The organism is Rhizobium cauense, from assembly GCF_019511525.1.
GTDB lineage: Bacteria > Pseudomonadota > Alphaproteobacteria > Rhizobiales > Rhizobiaceae > Rhizobium > Rhizobium cauense.
Genome location: NZ_JAEUAT010000006.1, coordinates 197448 through 222037, shown reverse-complemented (window position 1 = coordinate 222037; position 24590 = coordinate 197448). Strand labels below are relative to the sequence as shown.

30 protein-coding genes are annotated in these 24590 nt (G+C 55.6%); 11 read left to right on the top strand and 19 right to left on the bottom strand.

Annotation, left to right across the window (positions count from 1 at the left end):
• Positions 1-16 precede the first annotated feature (16 nt).
• The 4 genes from JNB88_RS14045 to JNB88_RS34145 form a co-directional block, all read right to left on the bottom strand.
• A complete protein-coding gene (locus tag JNB88_RS14045; protein ID WP_220355979.1) occupies positions 17-244 on the bottom strand; it encodes a hypothetical protein in 228 nt (75 codons plus the stop codon).
• On the bottom strand, positions 244-411 hold the full coding sequence (locus JNB88_RS14040; RefSeq protein WP_220355978.1) for a hypothetical protein: 168 nt from the start codon (positions 409-411) through the stop codon (positions 244-246). Before JNB88_RS14040 ends, JNB88_RS14045 begins: the two co-directional genes overlap by 1 nt.
• 229 nt (positions 412-640) lie before the next feature.
• A complete protein-coding gene (locus JNB88_RS14035) occupies positions 641-988 on the bottom strand; it encodes a hypothetical protein (RefSeq protein ID WP_220355977.1) in 348 nt (115 codons plus the stop codon).
• A gap of 458 nt (positions 989-1446) precedes the next feature.
• On the bottom strand, positions 1447-1578 hold the full coding sequence (locus JNB88_RS34145) for a hypothetical protein (RefSeq protein ID WP_262928072.1): 132 nt from the start codon (positions 1576-1578) through the stop codon (positions 1447-1449).
• A gap of 154 nt (positions 1579-1732) precedes the next feature.
• Here JNB88_RS34145 and JNB88_RS14030 point away from each other — a divergent pair, with 154 nt between their 5' ends.
• On the top strand, positions 1733-2056 hold the full coding sequence (locus tag JNB88_RS14030; RefSeq protein ID WP_220355976.1) for a hypothetical protein: 324 nt from the start codon (positions 1733-1735) through the stop codon (positions 2054-2056).
• Between the two features lie 57 nt (positions 2057-2113).
• Here JNB88_RS14030 and JNB88_RS14025 read toward each other — a convergent pair whose 3' ends face one another.
• The 8 genes from JNB88_RS14025 to JNB88_RS13990 all read right to left on the bottom strand — a co-directional run bounded on the left by JNB88_RS14025 (position 2114) and on the right by JNB88_RS13990 (position 9434).
• On the bottom strand, positions 2114-2932 hold the full coding sequence (locus tag JNB88_RS14025; RefSeq protein ID WP_220355975.1) for an HAD-IIB family hydrolase: 819 nt from the start codon (positions 2930-2932) through the stop codon (positions 2114-2116).
• Positions 2929-3702 (bottom strand): DeoR/GlpR family DNA-binding transcription regulator, encoded by a 774-nt coding sequence (locus JNB88_RS14020; protein WP_220355974.1) that lies wholly within the window; start codon positions 3700-3702, stop codon positions 2929-2931. Before JNB88_RS14020 ends, JNB88_RS14025 begins: the two co-directional genes overlap by 4 nt.
• A gap of 19 nt (positions 3703-3721) precedes the next feature.
• Positions 3722-4471, bottom strand: coding sequence for a glycerophosphodiester phosphodiesterase family protein (locus JNB88_RS14015; protein WP_220356087.1), 750 nt, complete (start codon positions 4469-4471; stop codon positions 3722-3724).
• Positions 4472-4515: 44 nt separating this feature from the next.
• Positions 4516-5577, bottom strand: a complete 1062-nt coding sequence (gene ugpC, locus JNB88_RS14010; RefSeq protein ID WP_220355973.1) for a sn-glycerol-3-phosphate ABC transporter ATP-binding protein UgpC — start codon at positions 5575-5577, stop codon at positions 4516-4518.
• A 3-nt stretch (positions 5578-5580) separates the two neighbouring features.
• A complete protein-coding gene (gene ugpE, locus JNB88_RS14005) occupies positions 5581-6429 on the bottom strand; it encodes a sn-glycerol-3-phosphate ABC transporter permease UgpE (protein ID WP_220355972.1) in 849 nt (282 codons plus the stop codon).
• 12 nt (positions 6430-6441) lie between these two features.
• Positions 6442-7326: a sn-glycerol-3-phosphate ABC transporter permease UgpA gene (gene ugpA, locus JNB88_RS14000; protein ID WP_220355971.1), complete on the bottom strand. Its 885-nt coding sequence runs from the start codon at positions 7324-7326 to the stop codon at positions 6442-6444.
• A 67-nt stretch (positions 7327-7393) separates the two neighbouring features.
• On the bottom strand, positions 7394-8722 hold the full coding sequence (gene ugpB / locus JNB88_RS13995) for a sn-glycerol-3-phosphate ABC transporter substrate-binding protein UgpB (protein WP_220355970.1): 1329 nt from the start codon (positions 8720-8722) through the stop codon (positions 7394-7396).
• A gap of 448 nt (positions 8723-9170) precedes the next feature.
• Positions 9171-9434 (bottom strand): DUF982 domain-containing protein, encoded by a 264-nt coding sequence (locus JNB88_RS13990; protein WP_220355969.1) that lies wholly within the window; start codon positions 9432-9434, stop codon positions 9171-9173.
• A gap of 168 nt (positions 9435-9602) precedes the next feature.
• Between JNB88_RS13990 and JNB88_RS13985 the strand changes: the two genes are divergently transcribed.
• Positions 9603-10580: a 3'-5' exonuclease gene (locus tag JNB88_RS13985; protein WP_220355968.1), complete on the top strand. Its 978-nt coding sequence runs from the start codon at positions 9603-9605 to the stop codon at positions 10578-10580.
• Positions 10581-11008: 428 nt separating this feature from the next.
• Here the strand turns inward: JNB88_RS13985 and JNB88_RS13980 are convergent, their stop codons facing one another.
• Positions 11009-11875: a hypothetical protein gene (locus tag JNB88_RS13980; RefSeq protein ID WP_223217190.1), complete on the bottom strand. Its 867-nt coding sequence runs from the start codon at positions 11873-11875 to the stop codon at positions 11009-11011.
• Between the two features lie 347 nt (positions 11876-12222).
• Positions 12223-13287: a hypothetical protein gene (locus tag JNB88_RS13975; protein WP_220355967.1), complete on the bottom strand. Its 1065-nt coding sequence runs from the start codon at positions 13285-13287 to the stop codon at positions 12223-12225.
• A gap of 632 nt (positions 13288-13919) precedes the next feature.
• Between JNB88_RS13975 and JNB88_RS13970 the strand changes: the two genes are divergently transcribed.
• Positions 13920-14195 (top strand): hypothetical protein, encoded by a 276-nt coding sequence (locus tag JNB88_RS13970; RefSeq protein WP_220355966.1) that lies wholly within the window; start codon positions 13920-13922, stop codon positions 14193-14195.
• A gap of 867 nt (positions 14196-15062) precedes the next feature.
• Here the strand turns inward: JNB88_RS13970 and JNB88_RS13965 are convergent.
• Together JNB88_RS13965 and JNB88_RS13960 are read right to left on the bottom strand one after the other, a co-directional pair.
• Positions 15063-16268, bottom strand: a complete 1206-nt coding sequence (locus JNB88_RS13965) for an acetate and sugar kinases/Hsc70/actin family protein (RefSeq protein ID WP_220355965.1) — start codon at positions 16266-16268, stop codon at positions 15063-15065.
• Positions 16265-16582, bottom strand: coding sequence for a hypothetical protein (locus JNB88_RS13960; protein WP_220355964.1), 318 nt, complete (start codon positions 16580-16582; stop codon positions 16265-16267). Before JNB88_RS13960 ends, JNB88_RS13965 begins: the two co-directional genes overlap by 4 nt.
• Positions 16583-16837: 255 nt before the next feature.
• Between JNB88_RS13960 and JNB88_RS13955 the strand changes: the two genes are divergently transcribed.
• Both JNB88_RS13955 and JNB88_RS13950 read left to right on the top strand, forming a co-directional pair.
• Entirely contained in the window at positions 16838-17275 is a 438-nt protein-coding gene (locus JNB88_RS13955) for a universal stress protein (protein ID WP_220355963.1), read from the top strand.
• Between the two features lie 30 nt (positions 17276-17305).
• Positions 17306-17689 (top strand): hypothetical protein, encoded by a 384-nt coding sequence (locus JNB88_RS13950; RefSeq protein ID WP_220355962.1) that lies wholly within the window; start codon positions 17306-17308, stop codon positions 17687-17689.
• A gap of 7 nt (positions 17690-17696) precedes the next feature.
• On the opposite strand, the gene JNB88_RS13945 is transcribed toward JNB88_RS13950, so the two are convergent.
• From JNB88_RS13945 to JNB88_RS13935, 3 genes are all read right to left on the bottom strand, one after another.
• Positions 17697-18635 (bottom strand): ABC transporter ATP-binding protein, encoded by a 939-nt coding sequence (locus tag JNB88_RS13945; protein WP_220356086.1) that lies wholly within the window; start codon positions 18633-18635, stop codon positions 17697-17699.
• Between the two features lie 423 nt (positions 18636-19058).
• The gene (locus JNB88_RS13940) at positions 19059-19370 is read right to left on the bottom strand and encodes a DUF5335 family protein (RefSeq protein ID WP_220355961.1); all 312 of its coding nucleotides are present in this window, start codon (positions 19368-19370) and stop codon (positions 19059-19061) included.
• Between the two features lie 466 nt (positions 19371-19836).
• Positions 19837-20358, bottom strand: a complete 522-nt coding sequence (locus tag JNB88_RS13935) for an Hsp20/alpha crystallin family protein (protein WP_220355960.1) — start codon at positions 20356-20358, stop codon at positions 19837-19839.
• Between the two features lie 209 nt (positions 20359-20567).
• On the opposite strand from JNB88_RS13935, the gene JNB88_RS13930 reads away from it, so the two are divergent.
• The 6 genes from JNB88_RS13930 (at position 20568) to JNB88_RS13910 (ending at position 24586) form a co-directional block, all read left to right on the top strand.
• Complete coding sequence (locus JNB88_RS13930) at positions 20568-20996, top strand: YeeE/YedE family protein (protein ID WP_220355959.1); 429 nt, start codon at positions 20568-20570, stop codon at positions 20994-20996.
• A complete protein-coding gene (locus tag JNB88_RS33600; protein WP_223217189.1) occupies positions 20996-21448 on the top strand; it encodes a DUF6691 family protein in 453 nt (150 codons plus the stop codon). Before JNB88_RS13930 ends, JNB88_RS33600 begins: the two co-directional genes overlap by 1 nt.
• Positions 21449-21702: 254 nt before the next feature.
• Complete coding sequence (locus JNB88_RS13925) at positions 21703-22353, top strand: BON domain-containing protein (RefSeq protein WP_220355958.1); 651 nt, start codon at positions 21703-21705, stop codon at positions 22351-22353.
• Positions 22346-22591 (top strand): hypothetical protein, encoded by a 246-nt coding sequence (locus JNB88_RS13920; RefSeq protein ID WP_220355957.1) that lies wholly within the window; start codon positions 22346-22348, stop codon positions 22589-22591. The genes JNB88_RS13925 and JNB88_RS13920 overlap by 8 nt, the downstream gene beginning before the upstream one ends.
• Positions 22592-22610: 19 nt before the next feature.
• On the top strand, positions 22611-23069 hold the full coding sequence (locus JNB88_RS13915) for a pyridoxamine 5'-phosphate oxidase family protein (RefSeq protein ID WP_220355956.1): 459 nt from the start codon (positions 22611-22613) through the stop codon (positions 23067-23069).
• 782 nt (positions 23070-23851) lie between these two features.
• The gene (locus tag JNB88_RS13910) at positions 23852-24586 is read left to right on the top strand and encodes a Crp/Fnr family transcriptional regulator (protein ID WP_220355955.1); all 735 of its coding nucleotides are present in this window, start codon (positions 23852-23854) and stop codon (positions 24584-24586) included.
• Positions 24587-24590 lie beyond the last annotated feature (4 nt).

The window sequence follows — 24590 nt, the reverse complement described above, 5'->3', positions numbered from 1 at the left end:
GATCAACGTTGCGAAGTCAGCAGCTGGTGGCGGCGTTACGCGCTGTCTCAATACTTCGTTCAAACTGACGCACCGAACCGCGCCCGATACCGCGGCTTATGGCGGTGCCAGCCCGAGCCAGCTGTTGACGCAAGTGGCGGATGTCCTCGAGCAGTGTCGCGACAGTTTCGTGCGCGTCATCGCCGTGCCACGCAAGGGCCGCCCGCACCTCGAAGTCAATATCTTCTTTCGTGAGCGGCAACATCAGTGCAAGTCCAGACTAAGCTGGTGGCCTTTGATGGGGGGAAGAGGGCGACCGATTTCGATCTTGCCGAATACGCGCTTTCGGCGTTCGGCGTCGCGTTCTCGTTCCGCACGGCTGGCGGCGACAGTTGCCAGGGCATTTGCAATAACCTGCTCGGTCTGGGTCATGAGAACCTCCGTAAGATGTTCTCATTTTGTTCTCAAGTTTTCGGAGAGTCAACCCCCGCTGAAAGTGAGCTGATAGGCGGACTTCGGGTCCTATTGTCTTAGCGAAACGGCGGCGGGATTTAGGATCGACTCCATTTTTCGGGCGACCATCCAAGCCGGGATGACCATCTATAAAACTACAGGCGACCCGCACCCTGTTGAACTGCCGACGTTCCATGTCCTCGAAGGGTTACTGACTTTCGGAGGAGCGCTCAGATTCCAGCCATTTGGCACGCGCGCGGACTGTTAGCTGCTCTTCGTCACGCACGCCTTCCTTGATGAGCGCCAACACAAGGGTCGCCAGCTCCAACTTCGCCTTTCTGTCCCGGGTTACTTCGTGTTCTCGGCAAAGCGTCTTCAACGCATTCTTGGCGAAGGAGAAGTCTGTAATGGGCCTTTCGGAGGACGACTGCCTTCCCGATAGTTCCTGGTTGATATCATCGCCTTTGATGATCCGATGATCTCTCGCTACAATGCTGCCTGCCGGTTCAGCAGGGTTGTCGGTCAGGAACTCATCATTCGTTTCTGTCGGTCGCACACTGCCTCTCGATCTTTTGACTGATCTTGTCGCCCTCGCGAATCGCGCAGATCATTCACCACAAGGAATGTCTAATCAACACGGATAATCAACATGTTCGGATTATCTGCGTCGACCGGACAATATTCGTCATCTCAGCACCAACTTGAGGTGTCGTGCCGGTTTTGGCGCTGCATCGGAGCGTGTGACATGTGGAAAACTGGTGAAAAATGTCTTCGGAGTGCTTGCTCTTGAGCGGACCAGGCCCGGGCCCTGCGCGAGCACACGGCAGAAGCAACGCGCAGCTTCAATGCCGTGACAAATTTCGTTGCGAACAGGGCCGACAGGTTGTGCCTTCCCCGGTGAAGGGTAAATCGTCGGTATCCTTGAAATTGCGTGCGAAGGTCCCATTTTCGGGCGTGATGCCTCATAATTCCCGTTCCGATACACTACCCAAACTGAATGCCGAGCAAACCACCTCAGTCCTTCTGAATTTTGCCGATACGCTTGGTGCATTCGCCCATCAGCTTCCGATCGAAGAACGACAGCTTGGCTCCATGCTGGAAGATGTCGCGCACACAGTCAGGAACCTGGCCAGGGAGATTGGCCACGGCGATATCGACGTTGCGAACGAAGTAATGCAGTCAGCTGCGCGTTTGATTGGCGTTATGCGGCAGGTCATCTCACAGCGGTCGAAAAACACTACGCTGCACTAGATGCACGAAGTACAAGGCGATGGTTTGGGCGCACCAGATACCGGCGAAAATGCTCGAACTGCATCAGATAGCATGTTGCGGCAACATGACCGTGTGGGCTGATCCTTGGTACCTTGATCCAACGGTGGCAACCAATCCAGAGTGCGCGGCAACGGAACGGAACACGAACAAAGGCCTTGTGTTTGGTAGCTCTTGCCGGTATCCATCGAATCTAAGAAATCTTGGAATTTTAATGCAGAAGCTCAAACTTTTGAGGGATCAACGGCGCCTGGCTCAACAGAAGCTTGCTGCGCTGGAAAGCGACGATCCTTTGCGTGAACGATACATCTCCTGGATCAAGGAGCTCGATCAAAAGATAGCCGAGATGGGCTGATGGCTCGGCGTGACTTCGTTGGTCGTGCACCTTCCAAATAGAAGCCATTCCGTTGGTTCAGGGATCGACCAGTCGGTTGGCAGTGGGTGTTTCTGCCCTTGCCTGAAGAAGCACGGCGGCAATATCGACAAACCCAAGACCTGCTGGTTCCGATGAAACCCACTGGGGTCTGTGGGGAAGGTCGCCAAGGATAGGGACAATATTCCGCACGCCGAACGAGTTGCGGACATAGCCGAACATTGGGGCGTCATTGCGTGAATCACCGACGAAGGCTGTTAGGGAAGGTATGGTGACGGGATCAACACCGAAGGCTTGAGCAAGCATTCGCTCGCTCATCGCCCGCTTGTCATAACTCCCGATCCAGGTGTTGATATGGATGGAACTGATGGCGACGGTTGCGCCCCATTCACGAATTTGATCGGCCAGGATCTCGACGTCTTTGCTCGGTACCCCGCCAATGTCTACTGCAACGTCGGCTACGCGAAATGGCTGGTCATGGGCAATGCGGAACGCCGACGGGCTCTGATCCAAAAGCGCCTTGACTGCTTCCAGATGTTGCCGTTGGCGCTTTGCTTGTAGAATTCCGTCTTCCCAGTAGTCGAAGACGACCTGACCGTCTCGGCGAAAAACGGAAAAGGCACCACTTTCCCCGATGACGGCAGCGACCGGCCATGCCCGTACAATGTGCTCGCACCACCCAGCCGATCCGCCCGTCACGGGTATAATCGATATGCCAGCGTTGAAGAGATCCCAAAGCGCCTGGTATGTCTGGGGCAACAACCGACCCTCGGTCGTCAGCGTGTCGTCGATATCAGTGAACAGGTAACGCACGTTGCGCAGATCTGCGCACGTGGGCGCAGGTCCCATGAATGTCATGAATGCTCCTCGCCGCATACCATGACGTCCATGCTGCTTGCCGCGCATGCTGTCGCGACATCTGGGTCATCAGGCAGTCGGTCTGTATAGAACCGGGTGAGTTTGTTAAAGGGCGCAACACGCACCGACGCATTGCGTGTCCACTTGCTGGCATCGGCGGCCAGGAAGCAGCTCTTGGAGTTCTCGATGATAGCGTTTGTGATCTGCGCCTCGCTATAGCTGAAGTCCATCAAGCCGTGAACGGGACTTAGCGCACCGGCACCGACAACGGCATGCGTGGCATAAAACTTCTCGAAGAAACGGATCACGTCGGCACCGACGACGTCCCGGTCGTCGTGGCGCAATAACCCGCCAGTCAGATGCACCTCGATACGGGTCGCGCCGCAAAGGATCAACGCGACATGGATATTGTTGGTGACAATGGTGAGGTTTTGGTGATCACGCAACGCCTCGGCGACGAACTGGACGCTGCTGCCAATCCCCAGGAAGACCGTTGAGTCCGGTCCGATATCGGCTGCGATGCGCTTGGCGATGCGTCGCTTTGCGGCACTGTTAAGCTGCGCGCGCGCATTGAGGGAAATGTTCCTGCCCTCAACAGGCACATCGACGCCGCCGTGAAACCGTCTGGCGTAGCCTAGGTCACACAGTGCGTTGATATCGCGTCTGATCGTCTGCGTCGTCAGACCAAAGCGTCGAGCAAGGTCTTCGATGAATTGAGTTCCCTCGTTCTCAATCAGCGCGAGGATGTCGCGTTGTCTGCTCGATATCATTCCGGCCCCCTGCACGCCCTCAGGTCAGGAAATGACTTGGGTCGTCAGTTATGACACCTGTCAAGCCGAAGTCCCAGAAAGGCACAAGAAGCTGGGGTGCGTTACATGTCCAGGCCCTCACCTTGATTCCACGGCGGCTCGCTTCCTCTAGAAAAGCAATGCTCAGTGCCTTGTAGTTCAAGTGGATCGTCCCTGCGGGTATGGAAGCCAGGACGTCGGCCCAGTCCCTGGGCAGGTCACTCCATAGCATGGCAAGCTCATAAGTGGGGTCAAGTTCATGCATCGCTTTCAATGCATTGGAATCAAAACTCGAGATCATGACCTGGGTATGCGGTGCGCGTTGCCTGAGGTGAGCGTGGACGGTCCCAGTCAGTTGGGCGAGTGACTTGTGGTGGGCATGCTGCTTGATTTCGACATTGATGTTGAGGTGAAGCTCTCCCAGTCTTTCGATCGCATAGGATAGCGTCGGCAGAGCCTCGCCGCTGAATTCCTTTGAAAACCAGGATCCGGCGTCAATGCCTGAAAGATCCGCTGCCACCATGTCGGCGAGTTGACCGTGCGAGGAAGAGCATCGGTCAACGCTTCCGTCGTGGATGACCACGGCCGTGCCGTCCTTGAGCAGGGCGACATCGAGCTCGACCCATTTGCAGCCTTGCTCCGCCGCGGCCTTAAAGGCCGCGATCGTATTCTCAGGTGCAACTGCCGAAGCGCCACGATGCGCCTGGACTTCTTCGCGTGTTGGGCCTTTGCGCGGTTGCGAAACAGTCATTTCCATTGTGTCTTTCATATTATGGCCGGACAGCAGGGCCAGCGTCATCGTTGGAGGGTAGACCCGACATCTGTTCGCTTGCCGGTTTTGCGGCTGAACGGATGCAACGCGCTGATGCGCGCATAGATTGGAAATTTCGCCGACTCTGCGACGTCAGGCCGACCGGGCACGCTGAGGATCGCCGAGTGACCGTTGTCCCCCACGCGCACATGAAGATGGCTTTCTCCACCAATTGGCTCAAGCAGTTCGGCCGTCGCCTCCAGCCGGATTGACGGCTCCAGCGGCTCGACCAGGGAGAGTTCATCGGGCCGAACACCAATTATATCGGTACCAGCGGGTAATCCGAGCGCATCCATCCTCGAGCCTAGCACGTCAGTTGGCATCAGGTTCATGGGTGGCGATCCGATGAAGCCGGCGACGAATAGGCTGGCAGGTCTGTCATAGACTTCCACCGGTGAACCCATCTGTTCAACAAGCCCTCCGTTCATGACCACAAGCCGGTCGGCCAGCGTCATGGCCTCGAGTTGATCATGGGTGACGTAGATACTCGTCGTCTTTAGTCGCCGCTGCAGCCGTCGGATCTCCACACGCATCTGCACGCGCAGCTTGGCATCAAGGTTTGAGAGCGGTTCGTCGAATAGAAACGCTGCTGGCTCTCTCACGATGGCCCGGCCCATCGCAACGCGTTGGCGCTGCCCGCCCGACAGCTCACGCGGCTTGCGCCCCAGCATTGATCCGATTTCCAGAATGTCGGCCGCTTCCTGTACACGCCGATCGATTTCCGACCGTGGGGTTCCGCGGTTTTTCAGCCCATACTCCAGATTGCCGCGTACTGTCATGTGCGGATAGAGCGCATAGTTCTGGAAGACCATGGCGATGTCGCGCTGTGCGGGCTCGGCGTTGTTTACGTTGCGCCCGGCAATTTCGATCTTTCCTTCGCTAACGGTTTCCAATCCGGCAATCATGCGCAGCAATGTTGATTTGCCACAGCCTGAAGGTCCCACGAGGACGATGAGTTCACCATCAGCAACAGACAGGGTAACGCCCTTGACGGCAGGAACAGAGCCATAGTTCTTTTTCAGGTCGACGATATCAATCGTAGCCATTTGTTATTTCTCCGTTTCGACCAGGCCTTTGACGAAAAGGCGTTGCATGGCGAGGATGACGAGGACGGGTGGCAGGGCTGCGAGGATCACTGCAGCCATCACGAGGTTCCAGCGAGGCTCCGCGTCCGCAACGGCGGCCATGCGCTGAATGCCCATGACGACGGTGTAGAGGCTCTGGTCGGTGGTGATCAGCAGCGGCCAGAGGTACTGATTCCACCCCAGAACAAACAGGATGATGAAAAGCGCCGCGATATTCGTGGTCGACAACGGCAAGAGAATATCACGAAAGAATTTCATCGGACCGGCGCCATCGACGCGGGCGGCCTCCATCAGTTCTTCCGGTACGGTTAGGAAGAACTGGCGGAAGAGGAAAGTTGCCGTCGCCGAAGCGATCAGTGGGATGATAAGGCCGCCATAATTATTCAGGAGTCCAAGGTCTGCGACAACCTTGAACGTTGGAACGATGCGAACTTCGACTGGCAGCATCAGTGTGATGAAAATCATCCAGAAGGCCAGCGTTCGAAACGGAAACCGGAAGTAGACGATTGCAAAGGCAGAAAGGATGGAAATGACGATCTTTCCTACCGCTACGCCAACGGCCATGATGAGAGAATTGATCATCATCGGCCCGATTGGTGGAGCGCCGGCGCTTGTCATGCCGGACGACAGCATCGCTGCATAGTTCTCAATGATATGTGGGCCTGGAAGAAGCGGCACCACGCCAGAGAGAAAGTCATTGCCGCCATGCGTGGACGCAATGAAGGCGACATAGACGGGAAAGACTACGACGGCGGCACCGACAATCAAGACAAGGTGCGCCAGGAAATTCAAAAATGGGCGATTTTCAACCACGGCGAAACTCTCTCAGTATTGGACACGCCGCTCAACGAAGCGGAACTGGATAGCTGTGAGGCCGATGACAATCAGCATCAGGATGACGGACTGTGCAGCTGACGATCCCAGATTGAGGCCGATGAACCCGTCGAAATAGACCTTGTAGACGAGGATCTCCGTTGCGCGCGCAGGCCCGCCCTGTGTCGTTGCGTGAATGATGCCGAAGGTGTCAAACATCGCGTAGACGATGTTGATGACCATGAGATAGAAGGTCGTCGGCGATATTAGCGGGAAGACGATTGTCCAGAAGCGCTTGACGGGACCGGCTCCATCAATGGCGCCCGCTTCCTGAAGCGATCGCGGCACCGACTGCAGGCCTGCCAGAAAAAACAGGAAGTTGTAGGAAATCTGCTTCCATGTTGCCGCAATGACAATCAGCGTCATGGCATCGTTCGCATTGACGAGATGGTTCCAGTTGATCCCGAGGGCGCGCAGCATGTACGCCACGATGCCGATAGAAGGGTTGAACATGAACCACCAGAGGATGCCGGCGATCGCAGGTGCAACTGCATAGGGCCAGACCAGCAAGGTGGAATAGATCCGCGATCCCCGCAAAACCCGCATAGCCGCGACAGCCAACAAAAGCGAGATGGACAGCGACAGGAACGTGACGAGCACGGCAAACACAATCGTATTGCCAAAGGCACTAACGTAGATCGGATCCGCAAACAGCCGCCGGTAGTTCGCGAACCAGATGAAAGTTGTCTTGAACCCGAAAGCATCGTTGCGCAGGAACGACTGCCAGAGCGCCGTTCCGGCGGGCCAGAGAAAGAATATGATTGTCACCAGCATCTGCGGCGCCAGCAGCAGATAAGGCAGCAGTTTGTTTGGGAATACGGTTCGCTTGGTCTGCATGTGCCCCTCACGCATGAACGGATGGCAAGAAGGAAGCCGGCTTGGGCCGGCCTCCTCGCGTTAGGGACTATTGGTTGGCTGATTGGAAGTCGCGAAGTTGCTCGTTGCCACGGCTAACGACGGAATCGAGCGCCTCCTTGGCGGATTTCTTGCCGCCTAGCAAAGCTGCGAACTCGTCATCGATAATACCGCGCACCTGTACATAGTTGCCGAAGCGAATACCCTTGGAGTTTTCCGTCGGTGCAACTCGGGTCAATTGCTTGATAGCAACATCCGTGCCTGGGTTCTTCTCGTAATATCCTTGCTCTTGGCCAAGCTTGTAGGCTTCTTCGGTGATTGGAAGATAGCCCGAGAACTGGTGCCAGTCGGCCTGGACGTCAGGCTTTTGGAGATAGGTAAAGAACTTCGCCACGCCTTTGTACTCTTCTGCCGGTCTGCCCTGCAGAGTCCACAGGGTCGCCCCGCCGATGATTGAATTCATCGGTTGCTTGATGACGTCGTCATAGTAGGGCAGAGGCGCGAAGCCGACATTGAAGTCCTTGGCGTTGTTGACAACTCCGGCGCGCCCGGCCGAAGAGTTCATGTACATGGCGCATTCCTGCGAGTAAAACATTGGAGGGGCGTTATCGCCACCGCCCGGGCCACCATATTTGAACAGCCCTTCATCCTGCCACTTCTTGAGATTGCCCCAATGGCGTTCCGTCAGGTCGTTGTTGAAGGTGAATTCCGCATCTAGGCCACCAAATCCGTTGGCGCTGGTCGAGTACGGCTTGTCGTGGAGCGCGTTCAGATTTTCTGTCTGGATCCATGAGATCCATGCGCTGGTGAATCCGCATTTGGCGGCGCCCGACGTGACGATCTTGCGAGAGAATGATTCAACATCGGCCCAGGTCTTTGGCGGGGTTTCTGGATCAAGACCGGCCTTTTTGAAGACATCCTTGTTGTAATACATGATCGGGGTTGAAGAGTTGAACGGCAACGACAGCACGTTCCCATCCGTATCGGAATAATAGCCAACGACCGGAGTGATGAACTTGCTCTGGTCCCAGGCTTCACCTTGGTCCTTCATCAGTTCATAAACCGGATAGATGGCTCCCTGGGCGGCCATCATCGTACCTGTCCCGACCTCATATACCTGGACAATAGCGGGCTGCTGATTTGCTCGAAAGGCCGCGATGGCACCCGTCAACGTCTCGTCATAAGTGCCCTTGAAAACCGGAACGATCTCGTAGTCGCTCTGTGACGCGTTGAACTTTTTGGCAATCTCTTCGAGCTTGGCGCCGTTTTCACCGCCCATAGCGTGCCACCATTGAATCTTGGTCGCTGCTGATGCTGCATGGGATGCCATAAGTACTGCCGCCATACCCGCGGACAGGAACAAAGCCGTCTTTTTCATGCTCACTCCCTTGTTCGGTTCAGAGCCTCCCGCTCCAAACTTGCGGGGACCGTATCAGTCAATGTTCATTTTGCAAGAGCAAATGTTCAAATGAACATCACCCAGTGAATCGCACGACGAATTACTCTCCGACCACTCCTTAAACGGCGATGATTAGGTGGTTCGTCGTGCGGATGTGCCGCATACGGTATTCATATGAACCTTTTGCGACAGGTGAGGCGAAATGTATAAGGAGCAAAGGGCACTATTTGAGCGAGGCACCTGGTGACCCGTGGCAATGTCACGTTGAATGGTGCTGCGCGAACGCTAGCGAGAAATCGTTTCGCTGCCAGCGGAGATTGTTGCCTCCAGCAGGATGTTTTTTGGCCGGACACGGTGGCAAGCCTTTAGGTCACATTTGATCTGAGCGTTGCCCGCTATCGCTTCTCGTTTGAGAAGGAAGTCGCCCTTAGCTCACGAGGGTTAGGTAAGGCATACTCACTTCGTCCGCCGCGCGTATCAGAGCTTCCCGCGCTGCGCTTGGCGGGATATTATTCTTGTGCGCCTCCAGGCAGGCCACCAAAGCATTGATGTATTCCTCCCCATCGTCGCATGGCCAGTCCCTCACAAGCACCTCGGCAACATCTGCCACACTTCGAACCAACCTGCTTCGTTCTGCACCATTGATAATGAGGCCCAGCGTCGGGAATGCATGCGATGTGTTCAAGGTCATGACATTTCGCCCCTCAATGCATATGAATATTAGGATGTGAGCAATAAACGTTCCAATTCCGGCGCGGTCACGCTTCGATTGATCGATCTTTCCATATCCATCGATGGAAATGACGGCCGGCCTTCGGCGTGCTACAGCCTTGTCCAAGATGCGACAGGAATACTAGGCATGCCCACCCAGTTCGAAATGTTTTCCGAAGAAGTGCCAGCCGCAAACAAAAAACCTGACGTGGAAGGACGCCAAAGGCGTTCAGCGCCCGCAGATGGCATGGATGAGGCCGAGATGGTCTCCCACCTGGTCGCAACCGGTCGCTACCGCATCCTCAAGAAGCTCGAACGCCGCGAGATTGCTCAGAGCATTCGCTCTCATTTCCCGCTCAGGGGTGTAATCCTCGACACAGAGACGACTGGTCTCAGTCCTCGCAGGGACGAGATCATCGAGGTCGGCATCATCGCGTTTACCTTTGATGAGCAAGGAGCTATAGGTGACGTCATCGGGGTCTACGGTGGTCTGCAGCAGCCGAGTGCTTCAATACCCGCCGAGATCACCAGACTGACCGGCATCACGGACGAGATGGTGGCGGCGCAGGTCATCGATATCGGGGCGGTACGATCCCTTATCGAACCCGCCGACCTGATCATCGCCCACAATGCAAGTTTTGACCGCCCTTTCTGTGAGGCGTTCTCGCCGGTCTTTTCGGGGAAAGCCTGGGCCTGCTCGAATTCCGAGATAGATTGGCCTGCGCGCGGTTTCGAGGGTACCAAACTTGGCTATCTGATCGGCCAGGCTGGCTTCTTCCACGAAGGTCATAGGGCGGTTGACGACTGCTTCGCACTGTTGGAGGTGCTCGATCGGCGGCCGGACGGGGACGCCTCCACACCCTTTGCCGAACTCTATAAGGCGAGCCAGAGATCCCGTGTTCGGATCTTCGCTGAGAACAGCCCCTTCGACCTGAAGGACCACCTGAAAGCGCGCGGCTATCGCTGGTCGGACGGGAGCGAGGGTCGACCGAAGTCCTGGTGGATCGAAGTGGATGAACAGGACCTGGAGAGCGAACGTCATTTTCTTCGCAACGAAATCTATCGATATCCTGAAGCTGACCCGCCCATCAGGCTCCTGACAGCCTTTGACCGTTTCCGGATGTGACGGCGCCCAGTGCCAAGCCATTTTCCATAGGTATCTCCCATGGCGGGCTGGGAGCGGCCTCTAAACGGGGGCACGCTGCTTGCTGGGCTGCTGCGCATGGCCTTTCCCCTTTTTTGGCCAAATACCGGACGCAGCTGTGTCTCTGATGACCGCGCTCGGCTTGCCGCCAGGGCGCTTGCCGGTGCGCAGACCATGACCGCGGGAATGACAGCAGTGCAGGGCCGTTGAGGAAGCAAGGTTGCAGTTCCTGGCTACACACCGACAGTCCCAATCGGCTTGCTCACCACTTGGGGAAACGCAGTCGTCGTTTTCATGGCTTGATAGAGCGGCTGCGGCCCGGATATCGTCTGCCTTTGCAGGCGAGTGAGTTGCGCGCGCCTATCGCCAGTGGCCCACCGTTTCGAATACCCGGGCCAGACATACCTTCCCTAAAATTTCAGCCTTGCGCCTGCCAACACTGCATAGCTGTCTTGGACACTGGCAACGTCGTCGTCATAGGAATAGGAACGTGCGCCAACATAAAGCTCGGCCTGATAGTAGTCGAGATTTTGGACAGCCTGTACGCCGAATGACTCGCTATCCGTACCTTTGCCTTTGATGTCCCGCCCAAAATAGGCATCGATCGAAAATGCCGTCTTGCCGACGTCGAAGATATCCGTCTGGTAGCCAAGCTTGGCATAGCCGTACCGCCCATCGATGGCATCCTTGTCGGAATAGCCTGCGGCAAGCGTGAGGCTCAAGCCTGTCGGCTGATGCAACAGTGAGATCGAAGCATCGTAAATTGAGTCGCCTTCTCCCGGTCGTGAAAAAGCCAATGCCCCGCTGACCTTAACGTCGTTGATCGTTTCATCGTATCGCAAGGCGAGGTCCCAGACGGCGATGTGGGTCGGATCGGGCACTACCTGCGTCCCAAAGGACGAAGTCAGGCTGAATCCACTGTAGGAGGGCGTGTCATAACGGATGCGCAGTTTACGACCGAGCCCATCGTAGTTGGTAAAAGCGTCCTTGACGCGCACGTTGGAAAGCGACCCATCGTCCAGTCTCAGAAATGGGCCGCCGGCCATGTCTGAAATAAGGGAATAGCCCACGACGCTGGTACCGGACAAATCGACTTCGGCGCTGCTATCAGAGGCCATGCTACCTTGGCCGAACCAGAACTTCCCGTACTCCTTCGAGTCCATGTAGACTTCTGCTTTTCGCAGAAGGTTGCTCTCCCAGTCGAAATCATCCTTGTTGAGCTGATTTACGTTTGTCGTCGAATAGGCTGTCCACTCCCATTCGAGATTCCCTCCCACTCCCCAGTTATCCTCTCTCAGGGCATAAAAGCGGAGGCCAATGCGCGATGAGGAGCTGGCGTTGTCGACGGGGAAGTAGTTCTCGGTTGAACCGCCGTCATCGAAAGTCAGGAGACCTTTGTTGATCTGGCCGTAGAATTCCAGATAAGCGGTATCGTCTCCGCGCCTTAGTTTCGGAATCCAGCGTTCCTCGGCTTGCTGGCCCCGGCCGGCTTTTCAACCGATTTCGGCACCTCTTGCGCAAACAAAGACCCAACCTGTGCCAACGATACAAGAAGAAAGCAGAACGGCGCATGCGCAGCTTTAAATGGTCGTTGCATCATTGTCCCCCAATACAAACCATATCTCTAAGTCAAGAACCCACCCAACTCTGCTTTTGCAGGCGAACAGGGCGGTAACATACAGGACTGTTGCCGGATCAATCGGCACTTCCTCACTGTCGTTTCAGAGTAGCTCTTGGCACCATCTCGACCCATCGATCTCACTGTCAGGGGGGTGCTGCTATCTTCGAGCACGCAAGCATTACCATCAGTGGTGACGTTGATGCGTTCTTTGGTCAGGCTCCCCGCGTTTGTATGAAACGTTGCGCCGTAAGGCGAGGCGAGTGAATTTGCTATGCACCGTGCGGCTTGGTCTTGGATTTGAAACAGCCCCCGTGATCGTAAATCACCATCATAGGTGCTCGCCCAGATCGCTGCTCCATCCGTCCTCTGGATCAGACGTAAACGAGAGCGGAGCCTGTCTCCCACTCTTGTGACGCTTCCTTGCAACGCATATCGGGGCGCTTCGGTTGAGGCTTCCCCTGTCGTTGCCAGGCTCGCAATGACCGCGATGTCCCTGAACTTTACGAGTTGCACGATGATCTCGTCTCTCAGGCCATCCGCGACCTTCGAACGACTCTGCAATCCCGCACCATCCCGGAACTGCTCGACGAGGATACTTGCAGGGGCAGCGTGAGGGATAGCTGGTGGGGCGAGGGCGAACTCGTGCGGGGTTTGGACGAAAGCTGCTATCGCAAGCAACACAATACCCGACAGCAATACGTATCTGATCCAGGACAGCCTGGACGGGTTGAGCACAGTGTGTGCCGGTGAAGTCGGAACGTGCGGGCCAAATTCGGTTTTCGAAGTTGGTTCGACCGTCGATCCCTGGCTTGTGGGCGCTATTTTGTCAGCATAGTTGAATGACGGCACATAGCCGCCCTTTGGGATCGTGACAACCACACGGTCGGCGCCCGCGATGACAAGGTAGTAGAGTTCCAGTGCTCGGCGCAAACGCCCAGCCTCAATGCGCACAACCGGGTCATTTTGCGCATCAAGTGAGGTACTTCGGTCGAAAACACTGTTTGCGATCGTGAACGCCTTCAGGAAATCCGAGCGCCCTGCCAGCGCTTCGTCCACAATGAACTGCAAGAAGGCTCGGCTTCGCGGAGTTGAGTGAAACTCAGGACTCCCAAACATCCGCTCCAACTGTTGATAAATTTCAGTCTCGGTTGGTTGGTCGCATCCAGCGCAAGGTAGGTCTGTAGATCCCATGGTCCCTCAAACACAGGTTAAACATTCCTAATGTCCTATGTTTACAACCAAACGTTCTGGACCGCAACTCTTGGGCAGTGAGGAATTTCATGGAGCACAGCATCGAGTGTCGAGAAGGAGAGCGAAACCTTGGCTGACCCCTGCGTAGCCGTGACGATACGCCAGCCTTCATCGACCATCAGCATTTATCGGCAGAAGCGGCGACACGGATCGCTGCAGTAGCATCGAATGCGGCTTTGAAAGACCGATGGGATCAAAAGGTTAGCACCATCTGAGGCAAGCATGGGCGACAATCAGGCCAACCGATAGCCCGATAGATGGTCTGTACCATATGACCCTCCCGCACGATCAGATGCTGTCGATCCGCGGCTTTGATCCTGATCAAAGAAGTCTGTCATTCGCGCTTTAGACTAGAACCGTTCGGCACCAGCCCCGTTGTCGGATTTCACAAGAGCGTTTGGCTCGCCCACGTCAGGCGGGCCAGGGCTCGCAGGGAGGAGTTTTGTTACATGTCCGTCAGATTTCTCACCGCGTTTCTCAAGTCTGCCGGTGAAAGCGGCGTCATGATGCTCGAAAGCAGCGGCGAACAAAGAACGGTACTGATTGATCGGGAGGCTTTGATGGCGCTTGGATCCCCACCACGTGCGGATGAAACCCGTCTCCAGGAAAACGTGCAGACACTTTGCGCGATAGCGGAGGTGAAGCTTCTTCGCCCTACTAGTGCTGGTCAATCAATCCGGATCAGCAAAGCCGACGTGACTGAATGGCAGCGGCGCTATTACTAGGGCGCAGTCCGGACACAACGCCTCGCCAGCAGTCCACGACACGAAGGCAATTGAAAAGCACATCACTATTCCCGATGCGGGCAAGGCCATTCATACCGGGATCCATGGTCCGGTTGCCGAAAGTAATCTGACTAGCGGGTAGCCCGGGAGGTCGCAAAATGTCAGCGCCCTCCGAGCGAAATCGCGTCCTTGTGAGAGCATCGACGCTAATCGAGCCATGCCCCCTAGGCCTCTTTGATCTAACTCAATGCCCAGTGTTGACCAGCGTTTAACCTGCATGATGTTGCGCATCTAGAGCAACGGGCAGGGACCAATGAACGCCCTGGTCTTTCTATGAAGTAGTTTGGAGATCCCACTTATGACGCCGCCGAGCAACGCACAGTACATCTGTATCCCCACCCAATACGGCCTCTTTAACGTTGTGGATAGGACAACCGGACGGCCAGCTGACGTGGGTGTCACGGCGATCCTGCTTACGCGCCGCGAGGCACTGCGTCTGATTGCTTCACTGAGAGGACGCAGAAGCGAGCGGAATACTGCCCCAGGCAACCACCTGCGCGGCAAGCAGCTTGGCGCGGAGACAATAAGCAACCCAATATTTCACGAGGCCACCACTGCGATACCCCCGATGGTCGACGTTCAGGCTACTCTATCGCGAAAGACCTCAGGCGAAAATCTTCAACTTCCAGGTCGCGAACGGGCCTCCGGTTCATAATTTGGTAGTCCTTGCCATATACATTGAGTCAGTTCTTGTTGAGCAGTCAATCCGCTCCAGACCCTTCGTGGCGAGGCTCTGGGCTCTCCCGGACGCATCGTTGGCCGCTCGCCAATAGTGGTCGATCAACCTGAATTCGTAGTTCGGCCCGGTCAACTTGCCTGCCGTCGCTCCCCTTGATGGCGTCCATGCCAGTGGATGACGGCGAGTGCCTCATCGGCAATCACCTGTTCTTCGTCTGTGGGAATGACGAACGCTTCGATGGCACTTCCCTTTGCATTCAGCACGGTGGCATTCGTCTTGTTGGCTGCTTCGTTCAGGGATAGGCCCATCCAGGAAAGGTGCCGTTCGATGCCTTTTCGAATCTCTGGTTGGTGTTCGCCAATGCCTCCTGTGAAGACGAGCGCGTCAATCCCGCCTGTTGAAACGGCGAGACGCCCGACCTCGCCGGCAATCCGGAAACAGAAAAGATCGAGCGCTTCCTTCGCTGCCGGGCGGAAGTCTTCAAGCAGTGCTTGGGTGTCGCCACTTATTCCCGAAACTCCCAGAAGGCCACACCGGTGATAAAGGAAGCTCTCCAATTCCCCGGCATCTGCGAATACCGTTCGGAGCAAATATAGCAGCACACCCGGATCCAACGAACCAGGCCGCGTTGCCATTGGAACACCATCGAGGGCGCTAAATCCCATGCTAGTGTCGATACTGACGCCGTCGACCATACCACAGAGACTTGCGCTGCATCCGAGGTGAGCGCAAATGACCCTAGCACCGCCGATATAGGGTGCAAATTTTTGAAGGTAGTTAGCTATATACTTGTATGAGAGTCCGTGGAAACCATATCGGCGTATGCCCGCGTCGTGCATTGCGACAGGAATTGCGAGCCTCGTCGCGAGAGTGCACTGAGAGCTATGGAAAGCAGTATCAAAGGATACCGTCTGCAGGGCATTGGGATAGAGGGAGGAGACCGCATCGATCAAGCTTATCGCCTGAGGCTTATGATGCAGGACCATCGGCATTAGGCTTTCAATTTCCGAAATCACTGCATCGTCAACAAGCGTCGGTCCCTTGAACAACATTCCCCCGTGGACGACTCTGTGGCCAACAACGCCAATATGGCAATCACCCTGCAACAGCCGTTCTAGGACGGTTGAGATTACATTGATTGGAATGCCATCTGTAGCAATCGGCAGATCGACCACCTGCATACCTTCAACGCCGTCATATCTGAGGGTCGGGTGCTCACCTAAAGAAACGATAGCCCGGCTGATGCGCCTAGCGACGCCGGATCCTATGTCGAAGATGCCGATTTTGACACTCGCCGAACCGGCATTGAAGGCAATTCCAATCTCCCTACTCATGGTGACCTCGCCAGCCCGTGGCCAGTTTTTGAGCCGGCCTCTCTTACCGCGGCTTCTAAAACCTGGAACGCATAGTCCGTAGTCGCTTTCTCGTCGGCTGCACACAGCTTTAGCAACCGGCAACGATGCTTGAGATCCCGAAGGATGCGGCGCCTCACCTTTTCCACGATCGGCGCATGTTCTTTCGTAAGCAGTTCTTGAAGGCAGGCGACGGCGACCAACTCCGAGAGCATAAGTTTACCTTCAACTTCTCCTAGCGTGGGAACGGCAAAGTGTTCGCCACCAGGCTTACAATCCCGGTCAGTGGACAGCATCTTCATTCTCCTTTGACCCGACGATATCGTCGACCAGCCCGCGAGCCGGGTTGACCTTGGAAGTGAGATTGCTCGTGCTCGACAAAGACGGCACCGAGTGCGCATCCTCAAGCCCACTTCGAGCATTTGCCAAGCGCGACGTCGATCTGGCGGGCGTTTGCTTCGGCTTAGTCTTTATCAGGAACTGCTCTACGACATTGACCAGGATCAAAGACATCCGAAGAACCTGTCGTAGTGTCGAATGAGGAGAGTGTCATGTTTGCGAAGGTTCTCATACCAACCGACGGATCCAGACGTGCGGTTTCGGCTGCAGAAAATGCGATCGCGTTTGCCCGTGAAGTAAACGCTTGCGTTGTGTTCGTGCATGTGCTGGAGCCGTTCCGTATCTTTACAATGGATAGCGACAAGCTCACGGCTTGCCGGGAGGACTACGAGCGGCTATCCGAGGCGCAGGCCGTTCAGTTCCTCGCCGATGTTGAATTGCGGGCGCGCCACCAAATGGTTGCTAGCGATAGCGTGAGGCTTAGGAGTGACCAAATCCACGAAGCCATCATTGAAACGGCCGTTTTGAACGGATGCGATCTGATCGCGATTGGATCACATGGGCGCACAGGTGTGGCGGGGCTGATCATTGGCAGCGTCACGAACAAGATTCTCAGCAACTCGCGTATACCAGTGCTAGTCTTTCGATGATGGCAGGCGCCTTTGTTCAGGGGAAAGCGTATGACACGGAACGCTTATCGAGTTTATCGCCACGTGGCGACTTTGCCGACCTTCGACGCTGTGGAGAATGTCATTGAGGCGAGCATCGACATCCACGTTCAAACGCTTAGTGTGGCTGCACGCATTCAGACTGAAGCCATCGACTTTGTCATCCGACGCTGGCAGCAACAAGTTGCTCTGATGGGTGATCTCGTTGGCAGTGTGGGAAGCAACGACGCCCTTGATGTCGTCGGGGACTTCGTGCGAACCGCCAAAATCGACTACGCCAATGAGACGAGCAAGTTACTGACCATTGGTTCGGAACTAGCCTCCCAGGTTGCCTATCGCGCACGTGAGGAGGCCAACGCGGTATTTAATGGCATGGCGGCTCGGACTGTCGCGTAGCGCTCGCCTACTCTGATCCTTCAGGCAACCGGGGCAGGTCGAGGGTACTCGCGTCGCAGATGAGCTCGTATTTGACCTGCGTTACTCTCAGGTCGCGATACCAATCCACAAGCGCACCCCACGGATCCGAGACCTTGCTGAGTCCGGCGATGAACGCAACCACCGTACCGATTTCTATTCTTCCAGTTATGACATAGTAGCCGCCGAGTGCGAAAATTCCTGCATAGCCGAGTTGAAACATGAGGTTCATCAGAAAATTGAGCGCATATTTCAGCTTGTAGATACTCATGTTCGTCGAAAACAGGCGCTGGACACGTGCGGCCTGGTGTCGAGGCGAATTTGCTGAAGTATGGTCGACCATCTCCTCACTAAGGTGTCTTATCACCGTGATCTTCGTTTTCACACGCTGGTTAATTAGACCTTGAAGAATGGGTACCAGAATCGATTGAGGAATAAACACTGCAAGGACAGCGAAGGCGAGTAGCGGCTGGAGGTAAATCATGTAACCGCCCACTGCCAGGAGTATGCCCGCCTGAAGTATAGGCTCTGAGATGCTAGTGCCGACAAACCCACCCACCGGTTCGGCCTCCGCAAGAACGATGGACATTTCGACGCCTTCGGCCAGGGTCGCACGCTCTTCCGAGTGACGTTCTCCGGCATCGATGACTGTCATGCGAAGCCAGCGGATCGCTCGCTCCCCGATCCAGCCGCGGTAGATGTTTAGAATGAGCTTGATAACTCCTTCGCTGAGAACAAGAGTCAGGTAGGTCAGTACCAGGCCGAGGATCGTGTTAAGGTTGGCGCCATACGTCGCGCCGTTGACGATGCGCCTTTGCACCTCCAGCGGAAGAATCCCGACGGCAAATAAAAAGACCGAGAGAACAACAAGCGCTGCCTGATGGCCCCGACCCATCATAGCGATGAAGCCGGAAAGCCGCTGCGGCATGCTGTCTGCCTTGCGCAGGTAAAGATCCGACGTCTTTTCGACGGGTAACTGGTGCCTTGTGCTTTCCCGTTTCATGCAAATGTCCTCCACTCTGTGGACATTCAACGCGACCAAAGCGTCACGTTCATTGACACATCGCAATCCATCGGCTGTTGGCGCAATGAGTGGGGAGGAGCTACGAACTCCTCCACTGAATAGACCAGGTCTAGCCAAGTGGGCGTGGGTTATTGAGCAACGGAGTCGGAAAGATCCCGAATTGGATTTAGTGGAGCATCGCGCTTGCGCCGACGTTCGGACATCTCTTTCGAGATCACGCTAATCAAGTCCGGTGACTCCGCATTCAAGCCTAGGGAACGCAACTGTTATGGTCCCCTGGTCCCTTCGAAACACTCCATATGGATCGCTCCTGGCCCGTCGGCAGCTTTAGGCAAATGTCAGAAGTTGGTGTCTTTCGTCGCAATCGACCACTTCGATTGCGAACATCTTTCCATTGTCTTCCTGCACCGAGACCTTCTGTGGCTTTTCAACGACATGCGTCATCCCCTTCACCAAAAACTCGAGCGTGTCGTGCTTTGCTTCATAGGCGGCGCCGAGCAACGGTGCTGATTTGACGAGCACTTGATCGCCAAGTGTTACTCCAATGACTTCAATCTTGATTTCCTTTCCTGCGACCTCCTTGTGGAGCCGGGAAAAGTAGCTAGCCCAGTCGGACTTCGCGATGATTTTGACACTCATTCGACCGTTTGCTCGCAATGGCGGATCAAAGCAGCAACCTGCTGCGGAAGTAGGGCTTCTGTCGTTCACGATGCACGATGCGTCATTGGCCACTCCTGGGTTCTTCGGGGACTGGTGCTGGCAACGCCAGTTAGGCGAGGGCTGTGCTCATTAAGCTGTCCATGAGCTAACCGCCCGGCGTGAGGTCGACCGGAGCTTCGGCTTGCCTCATCACGTTGCATCCACCTTGGCAATTCCTGGACGTAAAGGGAGCGGCCATAAAGTTGCGACTATGGCCGCTCTTTTGAGCCGGTGCTTAATCCTGCAAATCGCCCTGTTAGACGTGTCCGAGACTGATGGGCAAACTTTAATCCCGAGGACCATTAGGCTGGCCAACGATCCCGTCTCCATATTCGCCCGCCCTCGAGCCCTCTAAGGGCAGGCGTACTCAACTGGCCGGTGGCACTGTGCATAACGAGGCTGACAATCAACCGGCAGTAATTTCGATCTTTCGATCACTTCTCTTGGCATTGTGAGTCTTCGGTAGCGTGACTTTCAACACGCCCTTGGCAAAGGATGCGCTCACGTTTTCCACATCGACGTATTCCGGAAGCTGGAAAGCTCTCTGGAAGGCGCCGTAGTGACGTTCAGATACGTGATAGGACTTGTCCTTTTCCTCCCGCTCCTCGGATTTTTCGCCGCTTATGGTCAGAAGGTCGTTCGCAAGCTTCACGTCAATGTTCTTCTCGTCTAGGCCCGGAACCTCAGCGGTGATTTCGAAAGCATCATCTTTCTCGATGATGTCAACCGCAGGAGATACCAACCAGCCGCTCGCTCTACTCATGGCGCGCCCGAAAAGTGGGCGGGACAAGGGGCGCCAGGAAGCGGGGCCGAAGTCATCGAAGAGCCGATCGATTTCTGTCCTGAGTGAATCAAACGGCGACCAGAAGTCTCCTGTTGCAGGCGGCGTGGCTTTCTGCTCCGTCTTGACGGGGAATGTGTCTGGCACTGCTCATCTCCTCTATCAATTGGTTCCGGATGCCGGAACACTTACATCGCTCGTTCCAAATCGAGTGAGGCCATGAAAGCATGCCTATGGACATCGTACTTTGATCCCCATCAAAGTATGCCCTTGCAAGTGGGTCATTATCGGTCTGCTTCATCCGGCTTTGTGCCTGAAGGCAAAAGCAACAGCCACGCGCGACGAAAGGCAACGGCATGTCTCACCTTAATGTCATATGGCCGATTTCCGGCGGACTTCTGATTGGACTCTCGGCAGCGCTCTACCTGCTTCTTAACGGGCGAATTGCCGGGATCTCCGGAATGACTGCATCGACCTTCGGATTGACAGGGGAAAAAGTCAGCTTGCCGGCTGTCGGATTTCTCGCAGGAATTTTCTGTGGCGCAGCGTCAGCCTTTGTCCTTGTCCGGCAGGCAGACGTAACCATCTCTTCGCAGCCGATGTTGCTTGTAGCGGGCGGTCTAATGGTGGGCTTTGGGACCCGGCTTGGATCTGAGTGTACCAGCGGCCACGGCGTGTGCGGCCTCGCTCGCGGGGCGCGGCGCTCCATCGCTGCAACATTGACCTTTATGACGGTCGCGGCAGTGACCGTCTATGTCGGTCGGCATCTAGTCGGAGGTCTATGATGATTGCCCGACTGATTGTCTCGATAATCTGCGGGATACTGTTCGGTATTGGATTGGTCGTATCGGACATGGTCAATCCCGAGCGGGTACTTGCGTTTCTCGATGTCACCGGTAGCTGGGATGCATCGCTTGCCTTTGTCATGTTAGCCGCTCTGGTACCGTCCGCCCTGGCCTACAGGTTCAGGCGACACCAATCACGACCCGTTTTCGACGATCGATTTCACATTCCAACCAGCGCTTCTGTCGACGCAAGGCTTGTCTTAGGGGCGGCGATGTTTGGAACGGGCTGGGGACTTGTCGGGCTTTGTCCTGGGCCGGCTCTGGCAGGTCTTGCGACTGGTCGGTGGGAGGTTGTCCTTTTTGCAACGGCAATGCTGGCAGGAATGTTGGGATACAAACTTACATTACTCGGCGCAAGGAGCGGCTCTTTGCCTAGCGAGGTTGGGCGATAGCTTAAGATTGGAGGGGCGATATTACCCAGGTGATGTCGACCCCTCCGAGCGCCGGCAAATGCGCTGGCGGGCTTCTAGTGCCGTCAGCCCCTCCGCGACATCCGAAGCCTTTGGAAAAATGGGTGCGCGCACATTGTTTGCCCCAACAGGATACCGTTTTTGGGCTCGTTTGATCAAGCGCAATGCACCCCTGGGTAAAGGGGCCGATCATCGGGAGCGCCCTTGCTTGAAAGGTTCCACAACGGAGGAATGTGATGAACGATCTCATGCTACGTCAGAACATCGTCGACGAACTCGGTTTTGATCCGAGTGTAGACGCCGCCAATATCGGTGTCGCCGTAGAGAACGGGGTTGTTACTCTTTCGGGTCACGTCGGCAGCTATGCTGAGAAGATCGCCGCCGAGATGGCGGTGAAGCGTGTCAAGGGCGTGCGCGCGCTTGCCGAGACGCTGGAGGTCCGCTTTGCAGGCCGCAAGAGACATGCGGACGACGAGATCGCCGCCCGCGCCTTGGATATCATCGAGTGGGACGCTCTCCTCCCAAACGGAGCGATCGATGTGAAGGTTCAGAGAGGCTGGGTAACACTTTCGGGAGAGGTGCCGTGGCATTTCCAACGCTTGGCCGCCGAGAAGGCGGTCATGAAGCTTGGTGGCGTCGTGGGCGTTACCAACGTTCTGTCCATTAAACCGATGTCATCCATACCCGACGTCAAGAACCGCATTGAAGTTGCGTTGAAACGAAATGCAGAGGTCGAAGCCGAAAACATCGAGGTCGCTGTTTCAGGTGGCAACGTGACACTGCAAGGTGGAGTAACGGGTTGGCGTGAGCGTGCCGTGGCGGAACAGGCGGCCTGGTCGATCCCTGGTGTGGTCAGTGTCACCAACAATATCTTGATCAATGGTTGAGCAGATCGGCTCTTTGACGCGCGACCGTGCTCTTACGGGTTCAGGACTGATGTGGGAGACGACAATGCTTGCTCAAGCCGGTTACAAATGGCTGCGCTGGTTCGTGCTCGATCATGCGCTGTTACTGATCCTCATTGTTTTGGTTATGACCATTATTAGTGTCCTGCTGTACCGAGCGGGCAACGATGTCACACAAAGAAATTTGCATCTGCAACGGTCCGTCGAGGACCACCTTTGAAGACTGCGAGGGGGTAGACATGTCAATGGCACTCAGAACTATGAAGCTGGACGAATGTTTGGAGATGCTTGGAGGCGCACACTACGGTCACCTGGCATGCAGCAACGAGGGACAGCCTTATGTCGTTCCCATCTACTTTGCGTTCCAAGCACGAGTGGCATACAGCTTTTCGATGCAGGGAAAAAAGGTCGAGTGGATGCGTCGAAATCCGAAAGTCTGTCTTCAGATCGAGGAGACCCCATCTAAATCGAGTTGGCGCAGTGTCGTGCTCACAGGAAAATTCCAGGAATTCCCCGATGACCAGGTTTGGCACGAGGAACGGATCCACGCGTGGTCGTTGCTCGAAAAGCAGCTGAACTGGTGGGAGATAGGTTCACTCACGCCTGATCCCCTCCCACCTGCGCCCACGTCGAACCACCTCTTTTATGGAATCTACGTGAGCGACATATCGGGTCGGAAGGCTACACAGACTGATTAGTCACCTCGTAGCAATGGCGGATGTGGCACCGATCGGTGAAGCGACCCCAAGGTTCAGACGAATGCCTAGTGAATTGTGTGAGCGAATTTTCTGTTGGACGGTTGCTCCGGTGGGAAGCGATCGATCAGCATTTGAGCGATCTGGTCTACAGAGACAACACCATGTCGAAAAATGTCCATGGCGGCTGCGCAAACTAATTTAGGCAGGATACGTTGGCGTTCAAGGGGATTCCATAGTGTCGGTACCAGATTTGTACTGCGACAGACAGTGTCCTCAAATCCGATGGGGTTAGCGACGACGGTTGCATCCCGCTGTCCTCACTTCGAGAGATCGTTTGTTTCAACATCTCCGGTGCCGGTGTTTAATACATTGACAAAATCAAAGGATGACTGCGGGTGTCACTCTGTTTGGCAGTTTGTCGCGGAGGCCGCTCTCCAAGGTTTGATGCGCTCGAATGGTTACCTGTTCGACGTGCAATTCGAGGGCGAGGAGGGTCCTTGGGGGCGCCACAAACCACTGCGATACTTCCAGAGGCTTCCCGCTGATGGGGCTTGCCGCTCGAGGGGTCGAAAATGCGCGAGCGGAAGATGCGAAGGCCGGCGCCCGCGGGGCGTTGAGCAATCGCCGCTAACAAGGCCGGGTGCGCGTTAGCAAGTTTCCAGATCTCCTGCGGGAATGACGGTCACAAAGTGTCACAAAACTCGACCAAACGGTACCAAAGCGGCATCGGTATGTGACGTTGCCATCGTCTACTATCTCCCTCATCGAAGGAGGGATGCATCATGTTGGCTACCAATGTCCGGCCCCTGTTTGAAGAGGCGCCCGCGCTTAGCGATTGCAGCGGCTTGCTTGGGCTTTTCGACCGCAGCCCGATAGAGCACTTAAGCGCGGGCAGGAACATTTTTTTCGAGGGAGATCGAGCCGAGCATGTATTCGCGGTCCGCGAGGGCAATTTGCGAATCTGTCGACAATTGCACGACGGACGGCGCGTGATTACAGGGTTTCTGTCCAGTGGCGATATCGTCGGCGTCTCGTTTCAAAACCGCTATCTGCATAGCGTTGAAGCCTTGGATAATGTTGCCTTCCAACGGTTGACGAAGGTCTCTTTCGACAAGGAGCTCATAGCTCGTCCCGATTTGCGACATGCGCTCTTATCGAAGCTTTGCGACGAGGTCGCTGTAGCCCAGGATCAAATGGTCCTGCTGTCGTGCAAGAGTGCAGAGGAACGGCTGTGCGCATTCCTTTTGGCCCGTCTTCAGTCCAGTGTCTCCCAAGGCGGCGAACCCAATGTCATCTGGCTTCCGATGACGCGCCTCGACATAGCGCACTACCTGGGCCTAACTATTGAAACGGTATCTCGCACGATTACAAAACTTGCCGGACAGGGTATCCTGTCGGCCGATCGTCGTCATGAAATACTCGTGCTCCGGAAGGCGGCGCTTCAACAACGAGCCGGGGAGGGAAGTGCTGAGGCCGACGACAGTCTAGATGGGACGGTGCGACACGTTCGTCTTTAGAGAG